The organism is Lamprobacter modestohalophilus (genome assembly GCF_016583905.1).
GTDB lineage: Bacteria > Pseudomonadota > Gammaproteobacteria > Chromatiales > Chromatiaceae > Lamprobacter > Lamprobacter modestohalophilus.
On the sequence record NZ_NRRY01000008.1, the window covers coordinates 56,199 to 80,276 of the forward strand.

The window sequence follows — 24,078 nt, forward strand, 5'->3', positions numbered from 1 at the left end:
GGACTCCGGGTGCGCGAGTGGGTGGACTGGCTTAAGAAAGTATAGGCTTCGAATGCTCTGCTTAGCTTCGAACAACGCTAGCACACTCGGGCGCCAGCGTCGTATTGCCCCATCCTTAACCAGCACGGCGCTGTAGCTGGATTGCCACCTGGGTCAAGGCGTCCGGGGCCTGCGATCGGCCGGCACGGCCGCTGTGGAGGCGGCACTCAAGCGCGGGATAAAGACCAGGATCGCACCATCGACGCGGTTATCGATCGTCTTGTACGGACGGATTCGCACCGAGTATCCATGGCCGCGGTCGTCCTCGATCTCAAGCGTGCGCAGGCTCTTCTCGTCGATCACCTCGAGCACCAGTCGCTCCAGGTTCGGAATCTCAAGATGCGACTTGATGTGGCTGATGCGCCGGCCGATGTCCGCCGGGATCAGGTTGAGCAGGGCTTCGGCCGGCTCGGTGAATTGGCGGATACTGAGATCCGCGCTCAGGATCAGGATCGGCAGCTCGACGCTGGAAAGCAGGTTGACCAGATCGTTGTTGGTCTGGGCCAGCTCGCGATTGCGGTTCTCGAGCTCATCGTTGACCGTGGCCAGCTCTTCATTGGTCGATTGCAGCTCCTCCTTCGCGGTCTCCAGCTCCTCGTTTGCACTCTGCAGCTCCTCGTTGGTGGACTGTATCTCCTCGCTAGCGGCACTGAGCGCCTCATTGGTGCCCTCTTGCGCCTCGATGATCGACTGCATCGACGCCCGCGTACTCGCCAGCTCGCGCTCCAGCTCGGCTTGGTAGCGCAGCAGCTCAGGCGTCGTGTCGGCGTCGCCGCCGGCATCCAGGTCGCCAGCCGAGCAGGTCAATGCCGCCGCCGCGCGCTCCTCAACAGCAGCGCTCACGGCCCTGGGCTCGAACAGCACGATGAGATTGTTCTCGCCGCGGATCGCAGCAGCGAGCGGCAGCACCTGGATATCCACCCGCTGCTCCTGTCCTTGCACCTGCAGGCGCACATGCTCCTTGCGTTGCTCACAGCCGTCTTTGGTCGCGGCATGGATCGCCGCGCGCAGCTCGACGATCAGATCAGGATGGGCCAGTTTGTACAGATTCAGTGTCGCCGCGCCGGCGCTCGGCTCGATGTAGGGCCATGTCCGGCCGAGAAACCGCAGAATCCACTGGTCGGGATCAATGACGACGCCGACCGGTGTATAGCGCGCTAACAGGCGGCGCTCGGTCTCGCGGTTCAGATCGTAGACCCGGCTTTCAGGCCCGCTCAGATCCGCCGTGACCGGCTCCTCTGCTGGCCTCTTGGTCGGCAACACCAGCTCGTTCATCGGGCTAGCGGCCACCGATTTCTTCCGGTAGAGCTTGGCCTGCTTGTCCTGCATGGCGAACAGCGCCGCCTGACTGCCGACGCTCTCCGAGCCGCCGAGCAGCAAGAACCCTTGCGGCTGCAACGCGTAATGGAAGAGCTGCAAGACCTTCTGCTGCAGCGGCTGCTGCAGATAGATGAGCAGGTTGCGACAGCTCAGTAGATCGATCCGCGAGAACGGCGGATCGCGGGTCACATCTTGGAGCGCGAAGATGCAGCGTTCTCGAATCGATTTGCAGACCTGGTAGCCATTCGCCACGCGCTGGAAATAGCGTTTGAGCCGCGCGGCTGAGACCTCGCCGATAATGCTCGGTGGATAGACTGCGGCGCGTGCCGCCTCGATCGCCTCGTCATCCACATCGCTGCCAAAGATCTGGATGCTTGGGACCGTCGTGCTCTCTGCAAGATACTCATCCAATGCGATGGCGATCGAATAGACCTCTTGCCCGGTGGAGCAGCCTGGCACCCAGATGCGCAGCGGCAGGTTCGACGGACGCCCCTGCATCAACGCCGGAAAGCTGATCCGCTCCAGCGCCTCGAAGCCCTCCGCATCGCGAAAGAAGCCGGTGACATTGATCAGGATGTCATGGAAGAGCGCATCGATCTCCTTGGCATCATGCTGCAGCAATTGGATGTAGCGGGCGGTGCTGTCGAGCTGGTGCAGCAGGATGCGGCGGGCGAGCCGACGCCGAATCGTCGTCTCTTTGTAGGCGGAGAAGTCGTGCCCGCTGCGCGCACGCAGCAGGATGAACACCTTGTTCAGCTCCGTCGGGTTGGCAACGACCACCTCCTCCGGCGCCTGTATCCAGCGCTCTGGGCGCAGCAAGGGGTGACGGGCCAAGCGGCCGAGCTCGCGTGCGATCTCGACCGGCGGCAGCACGCGATCCACATAGCCGGTCGCCACCGCATTCGCCGGCATGGCGTCGTACTCCGCGCTGTCGCGGTCTTGGGCAAAGGTGATCCCACCCGCATCCTTGATGGCGCGGCAGCCGAGGCTGCCGTCCGAGGCGGTCCCTGAGAGCACGACACCAATCGCCTTGCTGCCACGATCGTCGGCCAGACTGCTGAAGAACAGATCAACCAGGTTATAGGCACGTCCTTGCTCGCCGCCCTCCGGCAGCACCACCAGGTGATTGTGCTGCAGGCTCAGCCGCTGTCCGGGGGCGATCGCGTAGACCTGATTCGGGGCCAAGGGCAGACCGTCGCTGGCCAATTGGATCGGCATTGGGCAGTCCTTGGCCAGCAGCTCGACCAGCAGTGAGGCATGGGTTGGGTCCAGATGCTGGATCAGCACAAAGGCCATGCCGGTATCCGGCGCCAGATCCCGCAGCAGCGCCTTGAACGCGGCCAGGCCACCGGCTGAGGCGCCGATCCCGACCACCGGGATGTCTTCGCGCGGGGGCGTCAGGGCGGCGCTTGACCTGTTCGATTGATCTGACTGATTCGCCTGGCCTTGCTGGAACTGATCTGTTACCACGAGGTTCCTATTGAAGCGTTTCAGTGATCGATGGTTGCGCCCGAGTATACGCAGTCGAGCAGAGCAGCCGTCATCTCAATCGGAACGCGAGCCACCTCGACAGCCGCATCTCGCGATCTGCGGCCGATGCCCCACCGGCCGCGACGGATGCAGATACGGCCCCCTGAAGATACCGATATACTCAGCGCATGAGTCTCGACGACGCCATCGATGTGTATGACCCCAAGCAACTCGACAGCCTGACCAAGGACGAGCTTGAGGCGCTGCCGTGCGGGACCATCCGGGTCGATGAGACCGGCGTCATTCTGTTCTACAGTCGCACCCAGAGCGCCATCACCCAACGCGATCCGCCGGCCGTGCTTGGCCGCAACTTCTTTACCGATGTCGCCCCCTGCACCGTGGTGCCGGAGTTCTATGGCCGCTTCCGGCGTGGCGTGCTGACCGGGGATCTCAGCGCCAGCTTCGAGTTCGTATTCGATTTCGAGATGGAGCCGGTGCAGGTGCAGATCACCATGCGCGCCTCGGAGCGCCCGGGTGAGTTCTGGATCATCGTCGAACCCCTGCACAAGCTGCGTAGCCACGACACGCAGGCCGCCGAACGGCTGCTCAGCAACAAATACGGCGAACAACCGGTCAAGCTGTCATCGGCCTCGTTCGATTTTTCCCAGTGCGATCGCGAGCCGATTGCCACCTGCGCGACCATTCAGCCGTTCGGCGTGCTGCTGGTGCTCGATCCGGCCAGCTTGCGCATCGAGGCCTGCAGCGCCAACAGCGCGATGTACCTGGGCATGGAGCCAGACGCTCTGCTCGACCGTCCGCTGCAAGACTTCTTGGCAGAAGATGCCGTCGGCCTTACCGCGGCCTTGGGGCTCAAGACCACAAAAGACCCGGAGCGCAGGGCGACAGACAGCGCGGCAGGAGAAAGTCCCGCAGCAGACAGCGATGCAGAAGACAGCGGCGCAGGAGACAGCGCTGCAGCAGACAGCCCTGCAGAAGGCTGCTCGGCAGCACAAGCAGCGGCGCACTCAACAGCAAGCGAGGCCGAGTCCGCGCGACTGTTAGCGCCCTCCCAGTTCCGCCTCAGCTGGCCGGGCATTGAGCTGCCATTGGATGCGCGTGTGCACTATTGGCGCGAACGCATCCTGCTCGAGCTGGAGCCCTATGGCGAGATGGCGATGGATCGCCGCATGCTCGGTTTTGACTTGGCCGCCTTCCAGCGCCTGCTGCGCAACAGCGAAGAGGCGGCACCCGCCTGCCAGCTCGCGGTCGACGCGCTGCGCTATCTGACCGGATGCGAGCGCGTGGTCGCCTATCGCTTCGACCCCAACCAAGATGGCGTGGTGATTGCCGAAAGTATCCTGCCAGGCAGCTGGCCCTCGATCCTCGGGCTGCGCTATCCAGCCACGGACATCCCGCGCCAAGCCCGCGCACTCTACGCCGAGACCCCGCTGCGCTACGCCCCGAGTCGTGATCACGCCGAGGTGGCGCTGCTGAGCCGGTCCCTCGAGCCCAGCAGCGTCGATATCGGCATCGCACAACTGCGCGCCCAATCGCCGATCCATCGCAACTACCTCAAGCGTTTTGGCGTCAACGGCTCGATGTCGCTTTCCTTGATGGACGACCAGCGCCTGTGGGGGCTGATCATCTTCCACAACCGCGCACCGCATCCGGTCACAGCCTACGTGCGCAAGCGTCTGATCGAGCTGGCCGGCTGCCTCTCGGGGCGGCTGTCACTGATCGAGGAGCGCAGCCAGAATCGCGCGCGTGAGCAGGGTATCGCCAAGGTCAACGCCATCGTCGGCGAGATCAACATCGAGCAGCCGTTCCCGGACAACCTGGTCGGCAAGGCCGGCATGCTCTGCACGCTGGTCGGTGCCGACCTGGTGCAGGTCTATCACCATGGCCGCCCGCTGTTCATCGGCCAGGACTGCCATCTCACCGCAGAGCAGATAGAGGCCCTGCTGCGCTTCCTGCGCACCCGACCCGGCGCCACCTGGAGCACCGACTGCCTGTCCGCCGAGTTCGAGCCGGCTGCAGCCTATCCCGAGCAGCTCTCCGGGGTGCTAGTGATCTACCTCGACGAACAGCGTGAGCACTGCCTGCTGTTTGGTCGCAAACGCCTCCGCTATAGCGTCGACTGGGGCGCCGAGCCCGGCTCACTGCCGTTCCTCGATGAGGCGCGCGCGCGGCCGCTCGGCTGGCCCAACCGGACCTTCCAGACCTGGCGCGAAGAGCGCACCCATCATGCGCCGGCCTGGTCAGCCACCGAACTGGCCACCGCCAAGGCCCTGAAGACCCTGCTGCAGCAGGTGATCGTGGCGCATGTGGCGCACTTCGAGCGGCTCGCGCAATCGCTCGCCAGCCAGCGCGACGCCCTGCAACGCTCGCGCGAGGAGATGCGCCATCGCGCCCTCCACGACAGCCTCACCGGACTGCCCAACCGGGCGTATTTTCGCGATGCCCTATTGCAGCAGATCGAGCGCTGCTGGACTGACGGCCGCCTGTTCGGCGTCGCCCTGCTCGATATCGATCATTTCAAGACCATCAACGACACCCTGGGACACGATCAAGGCGACCTACTGCTGTGCGCGGTGGCGCAACGCCTCAACGACAGCCTACCGCCACCTGCATTGGTCGCGCGGCTGGGCGGCGATGAGTTTGCGCTGCTGCTGCCGCAATCGGATTCCGGTGAGGCCTTGCGCCAAGCCCAACGCTTGATCGAGCAGCTGCGCCAAAGGATCGATGTCGACGACGGCAACTTCTCGATCACCGGCTCACTGGGGCTGACCATCGGCGACAAACACTCCGATCCCAGCGAGTTGCTCAAGCAGGCCGATCTAGCGCTGTACCGGGCCAAGGAAGCCGGCCGCAACTGTGCCCGGCTGTTCGACAGCAGCCTGCAGACCGAGGCCTTAGCGCGACTGGCGATCGATCGCGCCGTGCTCGGGCGCTCGCCTGCGTTGGCGATCGAGCTGATGCTGCAGCCGCAATACCCTATTTGTAGCCGCGAGAGCGGCCAGCGCTTCGAGGTGCTGTCCCGTTGGCGCAGCAAAGACGGCGAGCTGATCATGCCGGGGGAATTCATCCCCGCCGCCGAGCGCAACGGCTTGATCCGCGCCGTCACCGGGGTGGTCATGCGCCAGACGATCCGGCTGTTGAAGGTCTGCCTGGAGCGCGGCGAAGACGATGTCATCATGGCGGTGAATGTCTCCGCCAGTGACCTCGAGGCGCAAAACTTTGCCCATCATCTGATCCAGGATCTGCATACGCTGGATGTACCACCGGAGATGCTGACGGTCGAGATCACCGAATCGATGCTGCTGCGCATGACCCCAGGCGTCAAGTCCGCGCTTGAGCTACTGGCGCGCAGTGGCATCGGGCTGGCGCTCGACGACTTCGGCACCGGCTTCAGCTCGATGCTCTATCTGCGCGAGCTGCCGATCAGCGAGCTGAAGATCGATCGCGCCTTCATCAAGGGCATCGAGCAGCCGCATGACCGCAACCTGCTCGCCGGCATGATCGCCATGGCCCACTCGATCGGCAAGACCGTTGTCGCCGAAGGCATCGAGACCCAAGCGCAGCTGGAGATTCTGCAGGACCTTGGCTGTGATTGGGGGCAGGGTTTTCTGTGGTCCAAGCCGGTGCCGCCGGCTTTGGCTGCGGATTTTTTTAAGGCTTGAGTGGCGAGTGGTTAGTGGTGAGTAGCGCGCAGCAGCGTCCGCAGCCGTTCGCCAGCCGCCCTTGGTGGAACCGCAATACCCTGTTGCGCGTGCTGGATGATCTGCTCTGGGCGGAGCTGAACCGATTGCGCCCGGGGCAGCTTGGGCTAAGACCGAGCGCAGAGTCCGCTGTAACGACTGAGCGGCGTGGGCCGATGTCTGATGCTGCGCTTCGACCTGATGCCGCGCTCGAGCTGGACAGCCTGGGGCTCGACTCGCTGGAATTTCTGGATATCACGACCCTGATCGCGGTGCAGTTCCATCTGCAACAGACCGGACTCGACAACCAGCTCCTGCAGCAGCGGCAGCTCGGCGCTTGGGCGCAGATCATCCTCGACAGCCGCGCGCGCTGGGATCAAGCGCTGAGCTTTCAGACCTCCGGCTCAACCGGCCAGCCCAAGCTCTGCGCGCATCCAATGCACCGACTTGAGCAAGAGATCCAGTGGTTTGCCGGACAGCTCGGCGATCGGCGCCGCGTCTTGAGCGCCGTGCCGGCGCATCACATCTACGGCTTCCTGTTCAACGCCATGCTCCCCGCGCTGCTCGGGATTCCGGTGCTCGACCTGCGCGCCGGGCTGCCGAGCAGCGCCCTCGCACAGGCGCAACCGGGCGATCTCATCGTCGGTCATCCGGCGTTCTTCGAGCTGGCGACGCGCGGCGACGGCGCCGTTGCGGACGATGTCATCGCACTGACCTCCACCGCCCCCTGCCCGCCAAGCCTGTGGCAGCAGTTGATCAGTGCCGGCTGCGCTCGGCTGATCGAGATCTACGGCAGCTCCGAGAACGCCGGCATCGGCGTGCGCGAGGCCGCGGATGTCCCGTTCAGGCTGCTGCCCCATTGGTCGCGCGCCAGCAAGACAACCGACCGCCTGCAGCCTGTTGATACGACGACCGAAGGTCAATCAAATCGCGTCGAAAAGGATGTGGATACCACGACGGTTTCGGCATCGGCCTCGGATACTGATACGGCTTCGGTCACGGATGCAGTGTCGGCCTTGGATACTGATGCGGCTTCGGCTTCAGATGCTGATTCGGTCTCGGAAACGGCTGCGGCTGCCAATACGGATATGGCTGCGACCGCAGCTGCGTCCGGTTTCCTGACACAGGTCGAGCTACAAGATCATCTCGATTGGCTGGACCACGAGCGCTTCTATGTCCTCAGACGCCGCGATGGCGCGGTGCAGATCGGCGGGGTCAATGTCTTCCCGCAACGCATCGAGCGGCTGCTCTGCACGCATCCAGAGGTGGCCGAGGCGGCCGTCCGCCAAGCCAGCGCAGAGCAAGGTGGTCGACTCAAGGCCTTCGTAGTGCCAGTCATCGACTGCGTCGACCCTGCAGCACTCGCAGAGCGCCTGGACGCCTGGCTCGCCAGCCGTCTTACCGCACTGGAGCAGCCACGGGCCATCCAGATCGGCAGGCAGCTACCACGCTCAGCCGCCGGCAAGCTGATCGACTGGCCTGCTGAGGTGTATTCAGAGTCCCGCTAGGCCGCCGCCCGAGCACGCGGGCAGGCGCCGATGACAAACCCTCAGCGTACTCAGCATCAACAACAGGACCGCAGAGTGAGCGTGACCAAGCCCCAACACAGCAGCCTCCATCAGCGACTGAAGGCCAACACCACGGCTTGGCACAGCCGGCTCGACAGCACACCAGGCTTACGCCAGCTCATCCGCCCGGAGTTGACGCTGACGCAGTACGTTGCGGCGCTGCAGGGCCTGTTGGATGCGCACCGCCGGGTAGAGCACCAGCTCCAGCAGCTTGCCGACGACCATCCTGGCATCTGTCCAAATGGGCTGCCTGCCTATCGCCCACGGGTTCCGGCGCTGCTATCGGACCTCAGCCGACTCGCAAGCAAGACCGACCCAACACGCACGAGCACGAGCACGACCGCGCCCATCAGCGCGCCCCCGGCCATCCGATCCGCGCCAGAGCCAGCGCAGTCGCAGCAATCGCCGACGGCATCCGCGCTCGCCAGCGCTCATTCAGTGGTGCTAGCTCAGGCGCGGTACCTTGGCATGCGCTATGTCCTCGAGGGCGCAACCCAAGGCGGCAAGATGATCTCGGCCCGGGTCACAGCGCAATTGCCGCAGTTGCTCACCGAGCAGGCTTGTGCCTACTGGACACTGCTCGACGCCGCAAGCACCGATTGGACCGCGCTGGCCCGCTCGCTCGCTCGTCCAGCCGAGGACGCCGCAGAGTTAGCCGCCATCACTGCAGGTGCTGTGCACGCGTACCAATGTTTCCTCGACACCTTCGATCCATCGACGAACCCCACAGTGTCCTAGCACAAAGGGCCAGCTCAGCTGGATCACGATGAACATCCTTACGCACCAGCACCAGTGCCCGCAAGCACCGCGGATTCAGCGCGCCTCACCCGTCCCACTTCACTCACCACTCACCACTCACCACTCGCCACTCCTCACCCATCCAAATCATTCCGCCAATCCTGATCCTCCTTGTCGAACAACCGCGTCGCCTCAGCCGGCCCCCAGGAGCCAGCGGGGTAGGTGTGAATGAAGTCGCGCTCAGTGGCCCAGAGCTTGAGCACCGGATCAACGATGCGCCAGGCGTAGTTGACCTCATCGTAGCGTAGGAACAGCGAATGGTCGCCTTCGATGGCATCTAGCAGCAGCGCCTCATAGGCATCGATCTGCTCGCTGCCAATGTGGCAGGTGTTGGCGTCCAGATGCTCGGTGACGGTGCGCATCTCGAGCCCAGCCTGCTTCACCTGTAGCTCCATACGGATGCACTCGTTCGGCTGGATGTTGATCATCAGCCAGTTCGGCTTCAGCCGCTCGATCGGGGTGTCCTTGAACAACTGCTGCGGCGGATGCCGGAAGCGGATGCTCACCAGCGAGTTGGTCTCGCCCATGCGCTTGCCGGTGCGCAGGTAGAAGGGCACGTTGCGCCAGCGCCAGTTGTCGATGTAGAGCTTGAGCGCGGCATAGGTCTCGGTCGCGCTCTGCGGATCGACGCCCGGTTCGTCGAGATAACCCGGAACTCGCTCGCCATCGACCTCGCCGGCCCGGTACTGGGCGCGGAAGGCTTGGGCATGCACCGCTTGGCGGCTGATCGGCCGGATCGAGCGTAGCACCTTGACCTTCTCATCGCGCAACGCCTCGGCATCCAGACTCGGCGGCGGTTCCATCGCTACCAGCGTCAACAGCTGCAGCAGATGGCTCTGGATCATGTCGCGCAGCGCTCCGACCCCATCGTAAAAGCCGGCCCGCGAGCCGATGCCACGCGCCTCGGCATGGGTGATCTGCACATGATCGATGTAGTTGCGATTCCAAAGGGGCTCGAGCAACAGGTTGGCGAAGCGGAACACCAGCACGTTCTGCACGGTGCTCTTGCCCAGGTAGTGATCGATGCGGTAGATCTGCTCTTCATCGAAATGCCGGCGCAGTTGCTGATCGAGGATCTCGGCGCTCTCCAGGTCGTAGCCAAAGGGCTTCTCGACCACTAGGCGCGCCCAACCGTCGTCTTGCTGGTTGAGCCCCTGCGCGGCCAGACCGTCAACCGTGTTACCGTATTGACCTGGCGCGATGGCCAGGTAAAAGATCAGGTTACGCGGAAAGCCTTCGTCACCCCGCAGCCGCTGCGCCAGCCGCTCGAAGCCGGCAGCGTCAGTGAGATCCCCTTCAACGAAGTAGAAACGCTCCTGCAGGCGCTGCAGCGCGGATTCATCAAGCGTGCCACGCGCTGACTGCTTGACCCAATCGCGCACCCCATCGCGCCAATGCGCATCAGACCAATCGCGCCGGCCAAAGCCGATCACCCGCATCGAAGGGGTCAGATGGCCCGCCAGCTCCAGGTGGTAGAGCGCCGGAATCAGCTTGATCTGGGCCAGATTTCCGGTCGAGCCAAAGATCACCAGTGTGCAATCGTCCCGCATCAGGTTCTCCTAGAGTCAAGAGTTTTGTGCTAGTTTCAGTTGGAGAGCCCCATCAACAACACAAGCGTTGGACCCGCCCATGCCCCTTTCTGTCGCTCCCGGTGGCCAAGCCGTACTGTTCGCCAGCAGCGAAGCGCACCCATTGATCAAGACTGGCGGCCTCGCCGACGTCGCTGCCAGCCTGCCAATGGCGCTGCGCGAGCTCGGCCATGATGCGAGGCTCATCATACCCGCCTATCCGCAAGCCAAACGGCTGGTGCGTGAATTGCGCGTGCTCAGCGATGTGGGGCTGAAAGGCACCCAGGGCCCCGTCTCCTTGCTCGGCGGCCTCTTGCCAGACCGCGATCTTCCGGTTTACCTGGTCGAAGCACCCGCCTATTTCTGTCGCGAAGGCAATCCGTATACCGATGTCAGCGGCCGTGACTGGGGCGACAATCCTGAACGATTCCTGCTCTTTGCCCGTGTTTTAGCTCGGGTCGCGCTTGGGCTGCCGACCATCGACTGGCGCCCCGACGTACTGCATTGTAACGATTGGCAAACAGGCCTCGCGCCCGTCTTCCTGAGTCGCTATGAGGAACGACCGGCAACCGTGTTCACGGTCCACAATCTCGCCTACCAAGGGGTCTTCGATCGCGCGACCTTCGATCGGCTGGGCCTGCCCCCCGCGCTCTGGTCGATCGGTGGCGTCGAGTTCCATCAGCGCATGTCCTTCTTAAAAGGTGGCATCGCCTTCTCCGACCGAACCAACACCGTCAGCCCGACCTACGCCGAGGAGGTTCGCACCGCCGAGTACGGCTGTGGTCTCGATGGCCTGCTGCGACAGCTTGGAAGCCGCTTCCGCGGCATCTTGAACGGGATCGATTATCGGACCTGGGACCCGCTGCACGACGCCAGTCTGGCGCAGAACTACGATCTCGACAGCCTCGAGCTCAAGGCCGCGAATAAGCATGAGCTGCAACGCCACTTTGATCTGCCACACGATGAGCACAGCCTGGTGCTGGGCCATATCGGCCGCCTGGTCGAGCAGAAAGGGGTCGACATGATCCTTGACCTGGTCCCGCGCCTGCTCGAGCGAGGCAACATCCAACTCGTGGTGCAGGGCGAAGGCGATCGTGTCTTGGAACAACGTCTGCTGGAGCATGCCGCTCAGCACCCAAGTCACTTGAGCGTGCGGATCGGTTATGACGAGGCGCGCGCACATTTGATCGAGGCCGGCAGCGATCTGTTCTTGATGCCCTCTCGCTTCGAGCCTTGCGGGCTAAACCAGATGTACAGCCTGCGCTACGGAACGGTGCCCATCGTGCGCCGCACCGGCGGACTCGCCGACACCGTGGTTGACACCACGCCGGACAGCCTCGCCAGCAATGATGCGACCGGTTTTCTGTTCGATGACGCGGATGCCGACGCGCTCTGGGGCGCCATCGAGCGCGCCCTCAGGCTCCATCGTGAGGAGCCCGCAACCTGGCGCCGCTTGGTGCAGAATGGGATGACAAGGGATCTGAGCTGGCAGGCCAGCGCCAACTACTACCAGGCCTTTTACGAAGAGGCGCTCGAGTCGAGAGCGCAGCAGGCGGTCGCGCTTTCCGCCTAAACAATCATGGCGCGGCGCCACGCCAGACAATGAATCGCGTGAGATTCACGTTCATTGCTCAAGCCGCCTGTGCCGGGATCTGATGCCCGAGTCGAATCACGTCATTGTTCTCGTCGCAGTAGACCAGCGTTGGCTCAAAGTGTGCCGCTTCCTGCTCGCCCATCCCGGCATAACAGCAGATGATCAGCCGGTCGCCGGGACTGGCCTTGTGTGCCGCGGCGCCGTTGACAGAGATGACCCGCGAGCCAGCCTCGGCACGGATCGCATAGGTACTAAAGCGCTCGCCATTGGCCACGTTATAGATATGGAGTTGCTCATATTCGCGGATGCCGGCCTGACGCATCAGGTTCTCGTCGATGGCGCAGGAGCCCTCGTAATCGAGCTCGGCCTGCGTCACGCAGACGCGATGTAGCTTGCACTTAAGCAGAGTCAGTTGCATCGGTAGTCGTCTCCCGGGGCAGCCGCGATCAACCATGCTGCTGCCCTCTCGGTAATTAGGTGACCGGGCGGAGGCCATTACAATTCGTCGTCAAGATGGGGGCATGCTCGCACCGGCAGTTGAGCCTGGCAAGCCTCTCTGCTGAGCGATCCATCGTGATGGGTCTCGTACATGCTGCAGCGCAGCAATCCGTTAGGGTCTCAGATCCTGGGCCAGCTCGGCAAGTGGCACATCGAGATCGCAGGCAAGATTGTCGATCAGTCGCGCCCGGCCGAGCTGCGCAGCGGCAAGTATCATCAAGGCCCGATCCTCTGCTGTGCCCGCGCCTAGCTGGGTATCGGGCTCAGGCTCGGCAAGGTCAGCACGGCGCCGGACGCTGACATAATCCGGCTCGAAACCGGCCGCGACCAGGGCGCTCTGGGCATCCTGCTCCACCTCAGCGAAGTTGGCACCAGAGCGCAAACGCGCTGCAGCGGTGATCAGGCTCGCCCGCAACCGCGGCGCTAGCGCTCGCTCAGCAGCGCTGAGATAGCCGTTGCGCGAACTCATCGCCAGCCCGTCTGGCTCGCGCACGATGGGCGCCCCCACCACCTCGACCGGTAGATTGAGATCCTCGACCATGCGCCGGATCACGAGTAGCTGTTGGAAATCCTTCTCGCCGAAGATCGCCACCTCCGGCTGAACCATATTGAAGAGTTTGGCGACCACGGTCGCGACGCCGCGAAAATGACCTGGCCGACTCGCGCCGCACAGCTGATCAGAGAGACCAGGCACCTCGACAAAGGTCTGCTGATCGCGCCCGCGCGGATAGACCTCAGCATCAGCCGGCGCAAAGAGTAGATCACAGCCCGCGTCGCGGAGCATGTCGGAGTCGCGCTCCAGGGTACGCGGATAGGCGGCGAAATCCTCGCCAGCACCAAACTGCAGCGGGTTCACAAACACCGTCGCGACGACGCGATCGGCCGCTTCAGAGGCCGCACGAATCAACGAGAGATGGCCGGCATGCAGGTTGCCCATGGTCGGCACCAGCCCGACCCTCAAGCCTGCCTGGCGCCATTCCGCGCGCTGCCGCCGCAGCGCCCGCAGTTGATCGAGAAATTGCATGGGCTTGGACCTCAGGCCAAGGTGTGCTCGGGCGCAGGAAAGGCGCCGGATTTCACCGCCTCGACATAGCCCTTGATCGCGGCTTCGATGCCGAACGCGACGCCGCTGCCGTCGCTTGCGTCAACACTGGCAGACCCTGCAACAGCGACGGACGCGAGCTCGGCGAGAAAATTCTTACTGAAGCGCGGCGCGGCTCCGGGCGTGAGCCCGAGCACATCATGCAGCACCAGCACCTGCCCATCGCAGCGGTTGCCAGCGCCGATGCCAATCACCGGAATCCTGAGCCGCTGCGCCAGCGCTGCCGCAAGCGCGCTCGGCACACACTCCAGAATCAGCAACGAGGCGCCCGCATCCTGCAGCGCCAACGCCTCGGTCTCGATCCGCTCGGCATCGGCGGCCTCGCGACCCTGAACACGGTAGCCACCGAGCTGGTGCACCGATTGCGGTAGCAGCCCCAAATGCGCGCAGACCGGGGCACCGAACGCGGTCAAACGGGCGACGGTCTCCACCAGTGGCTCACCGCCTTCGAGCTTGACCATGGCCGCGCCCCCTTCGCCCATCAAGCGGGCCGCCGCCGCCACCGCCCGCTCTGGCGTTGCATAGCTCATAAACGGCATATCGGCGATGACCAGGCTACGCTCGGCCGCTCGAGTGACACAACGGCTGTGGTAGACCATCTGATCCAAGGTCACTGGCACGGTCGTCGGTTGCCCCTGGATGACCATGCCCAGCGAGTCTCCCACCAACAACACCTCGACCCCAGACCGCTCTAAGACCCTGGCAAAGGCAGCGTCATAACAGGTCAGGCAGGCGATGCGCTCGCCACGCTGCTTGAGCGCGCGCAGGCTCGTCGTGGTAATCGTTCTCGCTGACATCGAACTCAGGGGCTCCAAAACGGGCAGATGCGGAAAAAACAGCGGCCGAGCGGATCACTCGGCGCACACCCTCAACGCTGGCCTGTGGCAGCGCCTCGCAGCCTGGGTAACGCAACGCCGCCAAAGGCCCCCACGACGGCATCACCCGGGTCGCCGGCGCACAGCCGAACCATGGTGTCGGCCTCATCGGCAACCGCGGCGAGCAGATCATCCAAGCGGCCCTGACCGGGGATCTCGAGCCCTGGCGGAGCAATCTCGGCCAGCGGCCCCAGGACGAAGGCCCGACAGTGCATCTGTGGATGCGGAACGCACAGCTGTGGCAGCGCCAGCACCTGCTCACCGATGAGTAGGATATCGAGATCCAAGGTGCGCGGACCCCAGCGCTGGCCGTTACGGATGCGGCCGTGCTGACACTCGATCTGCTGCAACGCCGCCAACAGCACCAGCGGCTCGAGCTGGGTGTCGAGCTGCACAACCGCATTGATGAAGTCAGGCTGATCCGCTGGGCCAACGGGCAAGGTTCGATACAGCGACGACACCGCCGTCACCTCAGATCTGGGCAAGGTCTGCAACTGCAGCAGGGCTTGCTCGACTTGGCGGCGGGGATCGCTGAGATTGGCCCCGAGCCCAAGGTAGACCGGCACGCACGGCGCCAATGCGTCCCTGGACGATTTAGTCATGCGCTTTCTCCCTGCGCTGCGAGGGACGCCCCGACTGGCCATCAGCCGGTCCAGCGTCGATTGTGCTCGGCGGAACAGACCCCGCTCCCGCGCCTCCACCGTCAGCAGGCATCGCTCCGGTCGCGCCCCCTGCACCGGCACCAGCAGCCGCCGCAGCTCCCGCGGCGAGCGAGTCCGACTTCGGCTTGCGCTTCCTTCGCTTACGCTTGCGCTGCTGCGGGGTGCTGCCGAGCATCTTCGCGCGCTCTGCCGCATCGACAGCCTGAAAGCGTGTCCACCATTGCGCAATCTCAGGATCGGTTTCACCGGCCTCGGCGCGCAACAGCAGGAAGTCATAGGCCGCACGAAATCGGGGATGACTCAGCAGCAGCATCGGCCGCTTGCCCTGGCGCCGCTCCAGCCGCGGCTGCAGGGCCCAGATCTCACGCATCGGCAAGGCGAAGCGCTTTTGGATGGCGACCCATTGCTGTTGCGCCGAGGCGACCTCTTGCGAGGCCAAGGCCATGGCATCGGCCGAGGGCACCCCGTCATCGAGCAAGGCTTGATAGCGAAGACGCACCGGCTCCCACAGCAGCACCGCAAACAAGAACGCCGGGGCCACCGGCTTACCTTCGAGAATACGCTGGTCGGTATTGTCGAGCCCGCGGCTGACGAAGGTGATCGGGAATGCATGATCCTCGCGCGCGAGGCACGCATCGGTCTCCGGGAAGAGCTGCGCGAACAGGTCGAAGTGGCGCAGCTTCTCGAAGGCTTGGAGTGCATAGCCGCTATGAAACAGCTTCAACGTCTCCTCGAACAGACGCGCCGGCGAGATCTCTCCGAGCAGCTCCGCAAGCGCGCGGATCGGCGCGGCGCAGTCATCATCGATGATAAAGCCCAGCTTGCAGGCAAAGCGCACCGCACGCAGCATCCGCACCGGATCTTCGCGATAGCGCGCCACCGGATCATCGCCGATCAGCCGCAGCCGTCCCTCTTCGATATCAGCGAGGCCGCCAGCGTAGTCGACCAGCGAGAAGTCAGCGATATTGTAATAGAGGGCGTTGACCGTGAAATCGCGGCGCAGCGCGTCTTCAGTGATGCTGCCGTAGACGTTATCGCGCAGGATCATGCCCTGCTCGGTGACCTGTGCGTCGCTACCGCCATCGGCATTGCTGCCGCGGAAGGTCGCAACCTCAACGATCTCGCGACCGAAGAAGACGTGTGCGAGCCGGAAGCGCCTGCCGATCAGGCGGCAGTTGCGGAACACGCTACGGACCTCTTCCGGCGTCGCATCGGTCGCGATGTCGAAGTCTTTAGGCTCATGACCGAGGAGCAGATCGCGCACGCCACCACCGACCAGATACGCCTGAAACCCGGCCTGTTTCAGCCGATTGAGAACCTTCAAGGCATTCGGGCTGATGTTGGCGCGGGAGATCGGGTGCTCCGGGCGCGGGATGATGAGAGGCTCGGGAAGGTTAGCGGAGAGCAATCGAACCAGGCTTCCTTAGGTTTGGAGACAACTGAACCGAAAACGCTGAAAGAGACTTGAGCGCGCCGGCGACCTGCGTATAATACGCGATTCTGCTCAGCGCTTCTGCTCCCTTCGTCTAGTGGTTAGGACGTCGGCCTCTCACGCCGGTAACAGGGGTTCGAATCCCCTAGGGAGCGCCATCTCCTTGAGACCCGCATTAGCCAGCCAGAACCGTCATCGTTGCCCAAGGCGCTTGCGGTTAGGTCGACGTTAGGTTGGCACTAGATGCGGCTATTACCCATCGCCCGGAATTCATCGTCTAGCGGCTTCGACTCGCCAATGGTGGTCGGCTGACCACGTAACGCGCGGTAGCGATCGCGAATCTCCAGCAGGCTTCGCGCGGGCTCGGTGCGGCCAGCGGGTGTCAGGAATGACTCCAGCTTCCTCGCCAGCTTGATGGTGTTGTGCTCCTGCAAGATCGCCATCACACCGTCGCTGATCAGCGTCTGCAGCATCAATTCCTTCTCGGTCTTCGCACTGATGTTCTCGGCGATCGGCGTGAGCAGGAAATTGCCGATCACGATACCGTAAAGGGTCGAGGTCAAGGCGATCGGTATCGTACTGACGATCACTTCAGGGTCGCCGATACCAGCCACCATGCCGATCAACCCAACCACCGAGCCCGCGACACCAAAGGCCGGCGCCAAGCGGGCCATGTGCCGAAACAGCTTCTCATGCTGGAAACGACGCTGGCGGAAATAATGCATCTCCGTCGAGAGGATATCGCGAACCTCAGCAGGCTTGTAACCATCGACCAGCATGCCGAGGGCAGAGCGCAAAAAACTGATCGTCGTCTGCTCTTCGATGACTTCCAGCGCCAGAATGCCACTGTGCCGCGAGCGCACGGCTAGGTCGAGCAGAGAATCGATAATCTCATGCTCCGTGGGTGGCCGTTGCGTGTAGCTGTTGCGCGCGACAAAGAAGGCCGCACGGATGTCGCTGGCCGGATAGCTGAGAAAGGTCGCGCCCAGGGTGCCTGAGACAACGATGGTGATTGCGATCAGGTTGAGGAAAAGACCGACGTCGCTGCTGAGCATGAAGCTGGCGACAAAAATCCCGCCAAACAGAATGACGGCCAGGTAATTGACTCGGGTCATCTCCGCATCTCCGTGCTCGGCATCAATGTACCAGTCACAACGCTAACAGGGTCCAGACTCAGCAGCACCCTGTCTAGCTCGGCTGTCTCGCTGACCGGCATTTCCGCATCTGGCAGTTCGGAGGACTCTCGGGGCTTAATTTCGTTGCGGGTGATAATAATCTCCACGCGTCGATTAAGAGCTCTGTTGACATCATTGGTGTTGACAACCGCCGGCTCAAATTCGCCTCGACCCATCACCGTAAACCGACGCGGATCAATGCCCGCGCTGTCGATGAGATAGCGGGCCACACGGGCAGCACGCGCTGCGGACAACTCCCAATTGCTCGGGAAGACCTCGGTATCGACTGGATGGTCATCGGTATGGCCGACGACCTGCACCGCGAATGACGTCTGCCCGATGACGCGGGCCAAGCGGTCGAGAAACGCCCGCACCTCGGGCCGCAGCGTCGCCTCACCAAGTTCGAAGAACATTGGCCCCTGCACACTAACCTTCACCGACTGGTCACTCATGAGCACGATCTCGACATTGTCGATACGCGCATCACGCACTGCGTCTTGGCTCCGCTGAAAGACATTCACCCGCATCAGCGGCTCGAAGCTCGGCACTCGCGTGGGGGTCGGCTTTGGGGTCGGGGTTGGCACTGATATCGGGACCGGTTGTTGCCGCTCAGCAGCTTCCACGAGCTCGCGGTTCTCACGCATCAGAACCGCCACCAGAACCGCGAACAGCACGAACATTACCATCATGAGATCGGACCAAGGCACAGCCCAGTGGCTGCCGAGGTAGGCATCGGCCTGAGCGAGCGCCAACCCATCATCGCGGCGCCAGGCAAGTGGACCGCCTGGCATCGGCTCTTGAGACACCGGTGGCGCGGTCGGGGACTCGGGCTCGGCCAAGGTTTCAGACTTGACTGGAGCGGTGGCCACAGTCTGGGGAGACTTATCCGAAACGCGGACGTTAGCCTCGGGCTCGCTCTCGTTTGGGTCGAAATATTTTGATGTATCGGCCATGCAAACTGACGGCCCTGCAAGCAGATCAAAATCCAACCGCCAACGTCCCTTTGCAGGCGCGCCTATGGCTGGTCGTTATGAGGGGTTAGTATGCGCTAGAAATAGTGCTTACAGCCGGATACCGCAAGCGAAAGATGATGGTGGGCCGTGTAGGATTCGAACCTACGACCAAGGGATTAAGAGTCCCCTGCTCTACCAGCTGAGCTAACGGCCCATTTCGGCGTGAGCGTCGGCAGAGCAGGCAACCATGAGCTGCTCCCGACCAAGCCCACTATGATAATTCAGCGCCATCCGTGGCGTCCACCCCAAAATCGCCCGATCAGAATCGTTAACGGACCAACCACTCGCATGATGTGCCACCGAACACAGCCGCCAATCGACCAGCAAGACACCATGCGTCACCACAGCCGCAGCCCTAAGGCCGACGCACCGCGTCGATGCCATCAACGCCAGGAGGCCGGCGATGCATGAGCTTTCGATCTGCATGTCTTTGCTCGACCAGGTCGAGCGTATCGCGAAGGAGCACCGCGCCGAGCGCGTCGAGCGCATCCTACTGCGCATCGGACCGCTGTCCGGCGTCGAGGCGCCGTTGCTCATGAACGCCTATCCGCTCGCCGCTGCTGGCACCATCGCCGAGCACGCGCAACTGGACATCGAGCCGGCCCCTGTCCGGGTCCAATGTTTAGATTGTAGCGCGGAGACTGAGGCGACACCCAACCGACTGCTCTGCGCGAGCTGCGGCAGTTATCACACCAAGCTCATCAGCGGCGACGAGATGCTGCTCGCCAGCCTCGAAATGAGCCTTCCAGAAGACGCGAGCGAAACCCTCTAACCGGGCACATGGCTGGGCACATGGCTGGACGCATGGCTGGACGCATGGCTGGGCACATGGCTGGACGCATGGCTGGGCACATGGCTGGGCGCCCAAGCGCTGGCGCTGACGTCGCGCCAGGTGCATTCGCGCCGAGCAGCGCTGCTATAGTCGCGCTTACATCGTTGGGCATACCCAATGCGACCATGCCCAATCCGACCATACCCAATCCGACCATGCCCAATGCGACCATACTTAATGCTTGGAGACCATCATGTGCGAGACCTGTGGCTGCAACATCACGCCTGGCAATGAACATCTCGTCCGTGGCGACGGCAAACACAGCAAAACCGCCGACGGTCGAGCCACCGTCGAGGTGCTGACCAGCCTGCTCGACGAGAACGACCATCAGGCCTTACACAATCGCGAACATTTCGACCGCCACAACCTGCTTGCGCTGAATCTGATGTCATCGCCCGGAGCGGGCAAGACGAGCCTGCTCGAGGCCACCATCGAGGCGCTTCAGGGCGAGTTGCGTATCGCGGTGATCGAAGGCGATCTCGAGACCGAGAATGACGCCGAGCGCATTCGCGCCAAAGGCGTGCCGGCGATCCAGATCGCCACCGGCAGCGCATGCCACCTGGACGCGCATATGGTCCACGATGCGCTGCACCAGTTAGATCTTGCCGACATCGACATCCTCTTCATCGAGAACGTCGGCAATCTCGTCTGCCCCGCCAGCTTCGACCTCGGCCAGCATCGCAACGTCACCCTGCTCTCAGTTCCAGAAGGCGACGACAAACCGGCCAAGTATCCCGTCATGTTTCGCGCCGCGGATCTCGTGCTGCTCAGCAAGGCCGACTTGTTGCCGGTGCTCGACGACTTCGATCCGGCACGGGCGGAGAGTTATCTGCGCCACCTCGCCAGCAGCGTTCCCTTCGAGCGGGTAGCGATCCGCGGCGAGCAGAAGGCACTCTCACCCTGGCTCGACTGGCTGCGAGCGGAAGTGGCCGCCCAGGGCCGGCGTCGCGCTGCTGGCAAGACCGCACGTCCAAGCGTGCAGCCCGATGGGGCGCGCTTGCATACGCACCAACATGCGAGCACGTAATCGACCAGCACAGTCGAAGCGGCGGCCGAATGCGACCCAGACAGACCGCGATCATCGCGCTAGTATCTCGCCCAGCTCAGCCCGACATCAGTTGCCGTGCTGAGCTGCCATAGACCATCAGCAGACCCCATGACCAAAACAATTCCAGCTCTGTGACCCGGATGGAGGATCTCGATTTGTTCACTGCAGTAAACCCTGTTCGCAAGGCCATCGCGCTAGCCGCGCTCTTGGCGGTGTCCAACCAAGCCGCTCACGCAGTGGGCTTCGGCGACATGTTCAATCCCGGCCGCTGGTTTGGCGGCGACAGTAACGACTACTACTATGACGAAGGTCCATGGGGACCTCATGCCCCAGGCCCTTATGGCGCTCCCGGCTATGCTCCCTATGGAGGCCATGGCTACGGCTACTCGCCTTATGGCGCTCCGGCGTATGGCACCCAAGGGCCAGCCTATGGGGCGCCTGCCTACACGGCACCCGCACTGCCCCCAGCGAGCGAATCGGCGCCTGAGACCAGCAACAGCGCCAAAGATCGCGAGATCGAGGCACTGAAACGACGCATCGAACAGCTCGAATCGCGTAACGCGCCACCAAGCCGCTCCCAGCCACCCCAAGGCCAGAGTGCTGGCGAGGGTTGGCCGTCAGCGCCAGCCTTCCGCCCCATGGACCAATACTAAACCCGCCCAGAGACCCAGCCCGCGGTCGTTCACGACCGCGGGCTGATGACAGAGGAGCAGCACAGATGAAGAGGTTCCAGGCGTTCATAGTGAGCCTGCTACTGCTATGCGCAGCCACGCAAACCGCGGCCGAAGACTACGCCGTATACGAAAGCGAGAGCAGCTTTTCCGACGTCATGGACGGACTCAAGCTCGCGATCGAGCAACGCGGCATGTTCATCAATAACGTAATGCACATGAACGAGATGCTCGAGCGAACTGGCGCCGACCTCGGCCTCGGCGACTCCCTATTCGGCCAAGCCGACTCGGTGGAGTTCTGCAGCGCGGTCTTATCGCGCAAGATGATCAGCGAAGATCCACGTCGAATCGTGAATTGCCCCTTTATCATCGCTGTCTACACCCTGCCCGACGAGTCCGAGACGACCTATGTCGCGCATCGCAAGATTCCCGCCGCTGAAACCGAGCAGAGTGCGGCCATGCGGGAGGTCGCGGCCATGTTCGAACAGATCGCCGAAGACGCCGTGAGCTGGTAGATCCACAAGCACAGGATGGCCCGCAAATCGAGGGCCACCGCACAAGCATCCTCCGGTCAATTGACCCAGATCCTGGTTTGCGGGGTTTCGTTATCGGAATATAGGGCTATATTTCCTTGACAGCCCAGAAGAATGCTGTTCCACGACCTACTAATACAACGATAAGCCGATATACCAATGGTGCCTTCAGATCCGGCCAAGGACTGAAGCTGCCAGCAACGGCAAGCGCATCCCGAGAAACCAGGATATCCACCGATCTCAGGTGGAGGAGCAAACCAAATGACTGCGATGAATGTTGTTGGAGAGATCGCCGGGCGCGAGGTCCAGTTCAACAAGAAGGGCTTTATCGCCCGCTTCGAAGATTGGGACAACGACCTCGCCTATGCCATGGCGCAACAGGAAGGCCTCAGCCTCACCGAGTGCCACTGGACGGTGATCGAGTTCCTACGCGAGTACTACGCCTTCCACGAAATGCCCCCGTCGCCGAAGGTGATCATCCGCACCATCGGAGAGAAGGTCTCCGAGCACACGCCCTGCACACGCAAAAAGCTCGAAGGCCTGTTCCCGGATGGTGGCTGCAAACAGGCCTGCCGCATCGCCGGCCTGCCTGATCATTACTGCCATTCCTGCTAAGGCGTTTCGGTCCAACCGCATACCGCCTAGCTGGTCTGTTCACCTGCCGACCGCCTCGCCGGCGCGCCGAGATCAACACCTCGGTCGCCTGGCGAGGCGTCATTGCGTACACTCCTGGCGAAGATCCAAGCGAACGGACATGGCGCATCGCCATCCCAGATGATGAAGCGCCTATTTCACGGTAACCCCATTTCACGGTAACCAAGGCCACTTGACGCCCAATGACTCGCCTGCTTGCTACGATCGGCGCCCTGTTCGGACTCGGCGCTGTCATCCTTGGTGCCTTCGGCGCTCATGCGCTAGAAGGTCGCGTCACCCCAGAACGGGCCGAGGTCTGGACGACCGCGGCGCACTACCTCGGCTGGCAGGGCACTGCGCTGCTCGCGCTTGCCGCGCTGACCTGGTCAGCTAACACGCCCGCCGCTGCGCTGCGCTTACTCGGCATCGCCGGCTGGCTACTGGTGATCGGCACCCTGATCTTCAGCGGTAGCTTGTTCGTGCTCGTGCTCTCCGGGATCGGTGTCTTCGGGGCGATCACCCCGATCGGGGGGCTGCTCTTGGTCGCAGGCTGGGGCGTCGCCGCCGCCGCAGCCTTACAGCTCACACCCGGCAACTGAAGACGACCTGCCGGATGCTGTCGGCTAGCGCCAACCCAAGCTCGCCCGAGCATGCGTGAGCATCGCCTTTACACCGACCAACCGCTCAGCGTCGGTGGGCAGATCGCGCTCGAGTCGCGGCCGGCCAAGCATGCCGCTCAAGTCCTGCGGCTTGGCGCTGGTGATCCACTGACGCTGTTCAATGGCGATGGCCATGACTACCGCGCCGAGATCCTGTCCAACACGCGTCATCAGATCAGCGTCCATGTCCTCAGCGTCGGCGCGCCCGAGCCAGCGCCGTCCTTGGCGATCAGCCTCGCCCTCGGCGTCTCCCGTGGTGAGCGCATGGATCTGGCCCTGCAGAAGGCCGTCGAGCTTGGCGTCAGTGCGATCCAACCCCTGTTCTCGAGCCGCACCCTCGTGCGCCTGAGCGGCGAGCGCCTCGCCAAGCGCGCACAACATTGGCAAGGCGTGGTCATCGCGGCCTGCGAGCAAAGCGGCCGGCGGCGGCTGCCAGCCCTAGCGCCTGTCATCGACCTGCCCGACTGGCTCCAACAGCAGCAGCCCGGCGGCATTCTCCTGCACCACCAAGCCGCGAGAGCGATCACCGAACTGCCAGCGCCGGCTGACCGCCTCAGCTTGCTGATCGGCCCGGAAGGCGGACTTGCACAGAAAGAGCGCGACCTTGCACAGGCACAGGGCTTCACGCCCGTGCGGCTCGGCCCCCGAGTGCTGCGTACCGAGACGGCCCCACTCGCCGCCATTGCCGCCATTCAGACACTCTGGGGAGATTTTCGCGCAACCTAGCGCTCATGGTGCGGCGCCACCCCGGAGAATGAATCGCGTGAGATTCAGGCTAAGCAAGTACCCGCTGCCCCAACCCGCTGTGAACGTCAGCCTGGCACTTGAAGGCGGAAGCCGTGCTAACGTTCCCCCTCAAGCCACCCTGCCGCATAGACCAACCGCCCCAT

20 protein-coding genes and 2 tRNA genes are annotated in these 24,078 nt (G+C 63.2%); 12 read left to right on the forward strand and 10 right to left on the reverse strand.

Annotated elements, in window-relative coordinates; genetic code table 11:
* Positions 1-153 precede the first annotated feature (153 nt).
* Entirely contained in the window at positions 154-2,829 is a 2,676-nt protein-coding gene (locus tag CKO42_RS07115) for a chemotaxis protein CheB (protein ID WP_200241120.1), read from the reverse strand.
* A gap of 188 nt (positions 2,830-3,017) precedes the next feature.
* Between CKO42_RS07115 and CKO42_RS07120 the strand changes: the two genes are divergently transcribed.
* The 3 genes from CKO42_RS07120 (at position 3,018) to CKO42_RS07135 (ending at position 8,833) form a co-directional block, all read left to right on the forward strand.
* Positions 3,018-6,509: an EAL domain-containing protein gene (locus CKO42_RS07120; protein WP_242479184.1), complete on the forward strand. Its 3,492-nt coding sequence runs from the start codon at positions 3,018-3,020 to the stop codon at positions 6,507-6,509.
* Positions 6,510-6,526: 17 nt separating this feature from the next.
* Complete coding sequence (locus CKO42_RS27185) at positions 6,527-8,035, forward strand: AMP-binding protein (protein WP_338034865.1); 1,509 nt, start codon at positions 6,527-6,529, stop codon at positions 8,033-8,035.
* 81 nt (positions 8,036-8,116) lie between these two features.
* A complete protein-coding gene (locus tag CKO42_RS07135) occupies positions 8,117-8,833 on the forward strand; it encodes a biliverdin-producing heme oxygenase (RefSeq protein ID WP_200241122.1) in 717 nt (238 codons plus the stop codon).
* A gap of 134 nt (positions 8,834-8,967) precedes the next feature.
* On the opposite strand, the gene zwf is transcribed toward CKO42_RS07135, so the two are convergent.
* Positions 8,968-10,443: a glucose-6-phosphate dehydrogenase gene (zwf, locus tag CKO42_RS07140; protein WP_200241124.1), complete on the reverse strand. Its 1,476-nt coding sequence runs from the start codon at positions 10,441-10,443 to the stop codon at positions 8,968-8,970.
* Positions 10,444-10,522: 79 nt separating this feature from the next.
* Between zwf and glgA the strand changes: the two genes are divergently transcribed.
* The gene (gene glgA, locus CKO42_RS07145; RefSeq protein WP_200241126.1) at positions 10,523-12,034 is read left to right on the forward strand and encodes a glycogen synthase GlgA; all 1,512 of its coding nucleotides are present in this window, start codon (positions 10,523-10,525) and stop codon (positions 12,032-12,034) included.
* A 58-nt stretch (positions 12,035-12,092) separates the two neighbouring features.
* Here glgA and panD read toward each other — a convergent pair whose 3' ends face one another.
* From panD to pcnB, 5 genes are all read right to left on the reverse strand, one after another.
* On the reverse strand, positions 12,093-12,473 hold the full coding sequence (gene panD / locus CKO42_RS07150) for an aspartate 1-decarboxylase (protein WP_200241135.1): 381 nt from the start codon (positions 12,471-12,473) through the stop codon (positions 12,093-12,095).
* Positions 12,474-12,665: 192 nt separating this feature from the next.
* Positions 12,666-13,577 carry a pantoate--beta-alanine ligase gene (gene panC, locus CKO42_RS07155; protein ID WP_200241138.1) on the reverse strand — a complete coding sequence of 304 codons (912 nt, stop codon included), beginning with the start codon at positions 13,575-13,577 and terminating at the stop codon, positions 12,666-12,668.
* An 11-nt stretch (positions 13,578-13,588) separates the two neighbouring features.
* On the reverse strand, positions 13,589-14,452 hold the full coding sequence (gene panB, locus CKO42_RS07160) for a 3-methyl-2-oxobutanoate hydroxymethyltransferase (RefSeq protein ID WP_200241141.1): 864 nt from the start codon (positions 14,450-14,452) through the stop codon (positions 13,589-13,591).
* 71 nt (positions 14,453-14,523) lie between these two features.
* Positions 14,524-15,132 (reverse strand): 2-amino-4-hydroxy-6-hydroxymethyldihydropteridine diphosphokinase, encoded by a 609-nt coding sequence (folK, locus tag CKO42_RS07165; protein ID WP_200241143.1) that lies wholly within the window; start codon positions 15,130-15,132, stop codon positions 14,524-14,526.
* A complete protein-coding gene (gene pcnB, locus CKO42_RS07170) occupies positions 15,125-16,600 on the reverse strand; it encodes a polynucleotide adenylyltransferase PcnB (protein WP_242479185.1) in 1,476 nt (491 codons plus the stop codon). Before pcnB ends, folK begins: the two co-directional genes overlap by 8 nt.
* A 107-nt stretch (positions 16,601-16,707) precedes the next feature.
* Here pcnB and CKO42_RS07175 point away from each other — a divergent pair.
* A tRNA-Glu gene (locus CKO42_RS07175) sits at positions 16,708-16,782 on the forward strand.
* Positions 16,783-16,863: 81 nt separating this feature from the next.
* Here the strand turns inward: CKO42_RS07175 and CKO42_RS07180 are convergent.
* From CKO42_RS07180 to CKO42_RS07190, 3 genes are all read right to left on the reverse strand, one after another.
* Positions 16,864-17,739, reverse strand: a complete 876-nt coding sequence (locus CKO42_RS07180; protein WP_200241145.1) for a motility protein A — start codon at positions 17,737-17,739, stop codon at positions 16,864-16,866.
* Positions 17,736-18,752 (reverse strand): OmpA/MotB family protein, encoded by a 1,017-nt coding sequence (locus CKO42_RS07185; protein WP_200241148.1) that lies wholly within the window; start codon positions 18,750-18,752, stop codon positions 17,736-17,738. Before CKO42_RS07185 ends, CKO42_RS07180 begins: the two co-directional genes overlap by 4 nt.
* A 138-nt stretch (positions 18,753-18,890) precedes the next feature.
* A tRNA-Lys gene (locus CKO42_RS07190) sits at positions 18,891-18,966 on the reverse strand.
* Between the two features lie 249 nt (positions 18,967-19,215).
* Here CKO42_RS07190 and CKO42_RS07195 point away from each other — a divergent pair.
* From CKO42_RS07195 to CKO42_RS07225, 7 genes are all read left to right on the forward strand, one after another.
* Entirely contained in the window at positions 19,216-19,584 is a 369-nt protein-coding gene (locus CKO42_RS07195) for a hydrogenase maturation nickel metallochaperone HypA/HybF (RefSeq protein WP_200241151.1), read from the forward strand.
* A 253-nt stretch (positions 19,585-19,837) separates the two neighbouring features.
* Positions 19,838-20,671, forward strand: a complete 834-nt coding sequence (hypB, locus tag CKO42_RS07200; RefSeq protein ID WP_200241153.1) for a hydrogenase nickel incorporation protein HypB — start codon at positions 19,838-19,840, stop codon at positions 20,669-20,671.
* A gap of 176 nt (positions 20,672-20,847) precedes the next feature.
* Positions 20,848-21,345 (forward strand): hypothetical protein, encoded by a 498-nt coding sequence (locus CKO42_RS07205; RefSeq protein ID WP_242479186.1) that lies wholly within the window; start codon positions 20,848-20,850, stop codon positions 21,343-21,345.
* 65 nt (positions 21,346-21,410) lie between these two features.
* The gene (locus CKO42_RS07210; protein WP_200241159.1) at positions 21,411-21,878 is read left to right on the forward strand and encodes a DUF302 domain-containing protein; all 468 of its coding nucleotides are present in this window, start codon (positions 21,411-21,413) and stop codon (positions 21,876-21,878) included.
* Positions 21,879-22,157: 279 nt separating this feature from the next.
* On the forward strand, positions 22,158-22,511 hold the full coding sequence (locus tag CKO42_RS07215; protein WP_200241160.1) for a TusE/DsrC/DsvC family sulfur relay protein: 354 nt from the start codon (positions 22,158-22,160) through the stop codon (positions 22,509-22,511).
* Positions 22,512-22,732: 221 nt separating this feature from the next.
* Positions 22,733-23,128, forward strand: a complete 396-nt coding sequence (locus CKO42_RS07220; RefSeq protein ID WP_200241161.1) for a DUF423 domain-containing protein — start codon at positions 22,733-22,735, stop codon at positions 23,126-23,128.
* A 51-nt stretch (positions 23,129-23,179) separates the two neighbouring features.
* A complete protein-coding gene (locus tag CKO42_RS07225; protein WP_200241162.1) occupies positions 23,180-23,914 on the forward strand; it encodes a 16S rRNA (uracil(1498)-N(3))-methyltransferase in 735 nt (244 codons plus the stop codon).
* The last annotated feature ends 164 nt before the right edge of the window (positions 23,915-24,078 follow it).

Excerpts from the sequence above, each read along its gene's own strand:
- CKO42_RS07120 (WP_242479184.1), top strand. The coding sequence starts at position 3,018 with ATGAGTCTCGACGACGCCATCGATGTGTATGACCCCAAGCAACTCGAC.
- zwf (WP_200241124.1), bottom strand. The coding sequence starts at position 10,443 with ATGCGGGACGATTGCACACTGGTGATCTTTGGCTCGACCGGAAATCTG.
- glgA (WP_200241126.1), top strand. The coding sequence starts at position 10,523 with ATGCCCCTTTCTGTCGCTCCCGGTGGCCAAGCCGTACTGTTCGCCAGC.
- panD (WP_200241135.1), bottom strand. The coding sequence starts at position 12,473 with ATGCAACTGACTCTGCTTAAGTGCAAGCTACATCGCGTCTGCGTGACG.
- panC (WP_200241138.1), bottom strand. The coding sequence starts at position 13,577 with ATGCAATTTCTCGATCAACTGCGGGCGCTGCGGCGGCAGCGCGCGGAA.
- panB (WP_200241141.1), bottom strand. The coding sequence starts at position 14,452 with ATGTCAGCGAGAACGATTACCACGACGAGCCTGCGCGCGCTCAAGCAG.
- folK (WP_200241143.1), bottom strand. The coding sequence starts at position 15,132 with ATGACTAAATCGTCCAGGGACGCATTGGCGCCGTGCGTGCCGGTCTAC.
- CKO42_RS07180 (WP_200241145.1), bottom strand. The coding sequence starts at position 17,739 with ATGACCCGAGTCAATTACCTGGCCGTCATTCTGTTTGGCGGGATTTTT.
- CKO42_RS07185 (WP_200241148.1), bottom strand. The coding sequence starts at position 18,752 with ATGGCCGATACATCAAAATATTTCGACCCAAACGAGAGCGAGCCCGAG.
- CKO42_RS07195 (WP_200241151.1), top strand. The coding sequence starts at position 19,216 with ATGCATGAGCTTTCGATCTGCATGTCTTTGCTCGACCAGGTCGAGCGT.
- hypB (WP_200241153.1), top strand. The coding sequence starts at position 19,838 with ATGTGCGAGACCTGTGGCTGCAACATCACGCCTGGCAATGAACATCTC.
- CKO42_RS07210 (WP_200241159.1), top strand. The coding sequence starts at position 21,411 with ATGAAGAGGTTCCAGGCGTTCATAGTGAGCCTGCTACTGCTATGCGCA.
- CKO42_RS07215 (WP_200241160.1), top strand. The coding sequence starts at position 22,158 with ATGACTGCGATGAATGTTGTTGGAGAGATCGCCGGGCGCGAGGTCCAG.
- CKO42_RS07220 (WP_200241161.1), top strand. The coding sequence starts at position 22,733 with ATGACTCGCCTGCTTGCTACGATCGGCGCCCTGTTCGGACTCGGCGCT.
- CKO42_RS07225 (WP_200241162.1), top strand. The coding sequence starts at position 23,180 with ATGCGTGAGCATCGCCTTTACACCGACCAACCGCTCAGCGTCGGTGGG.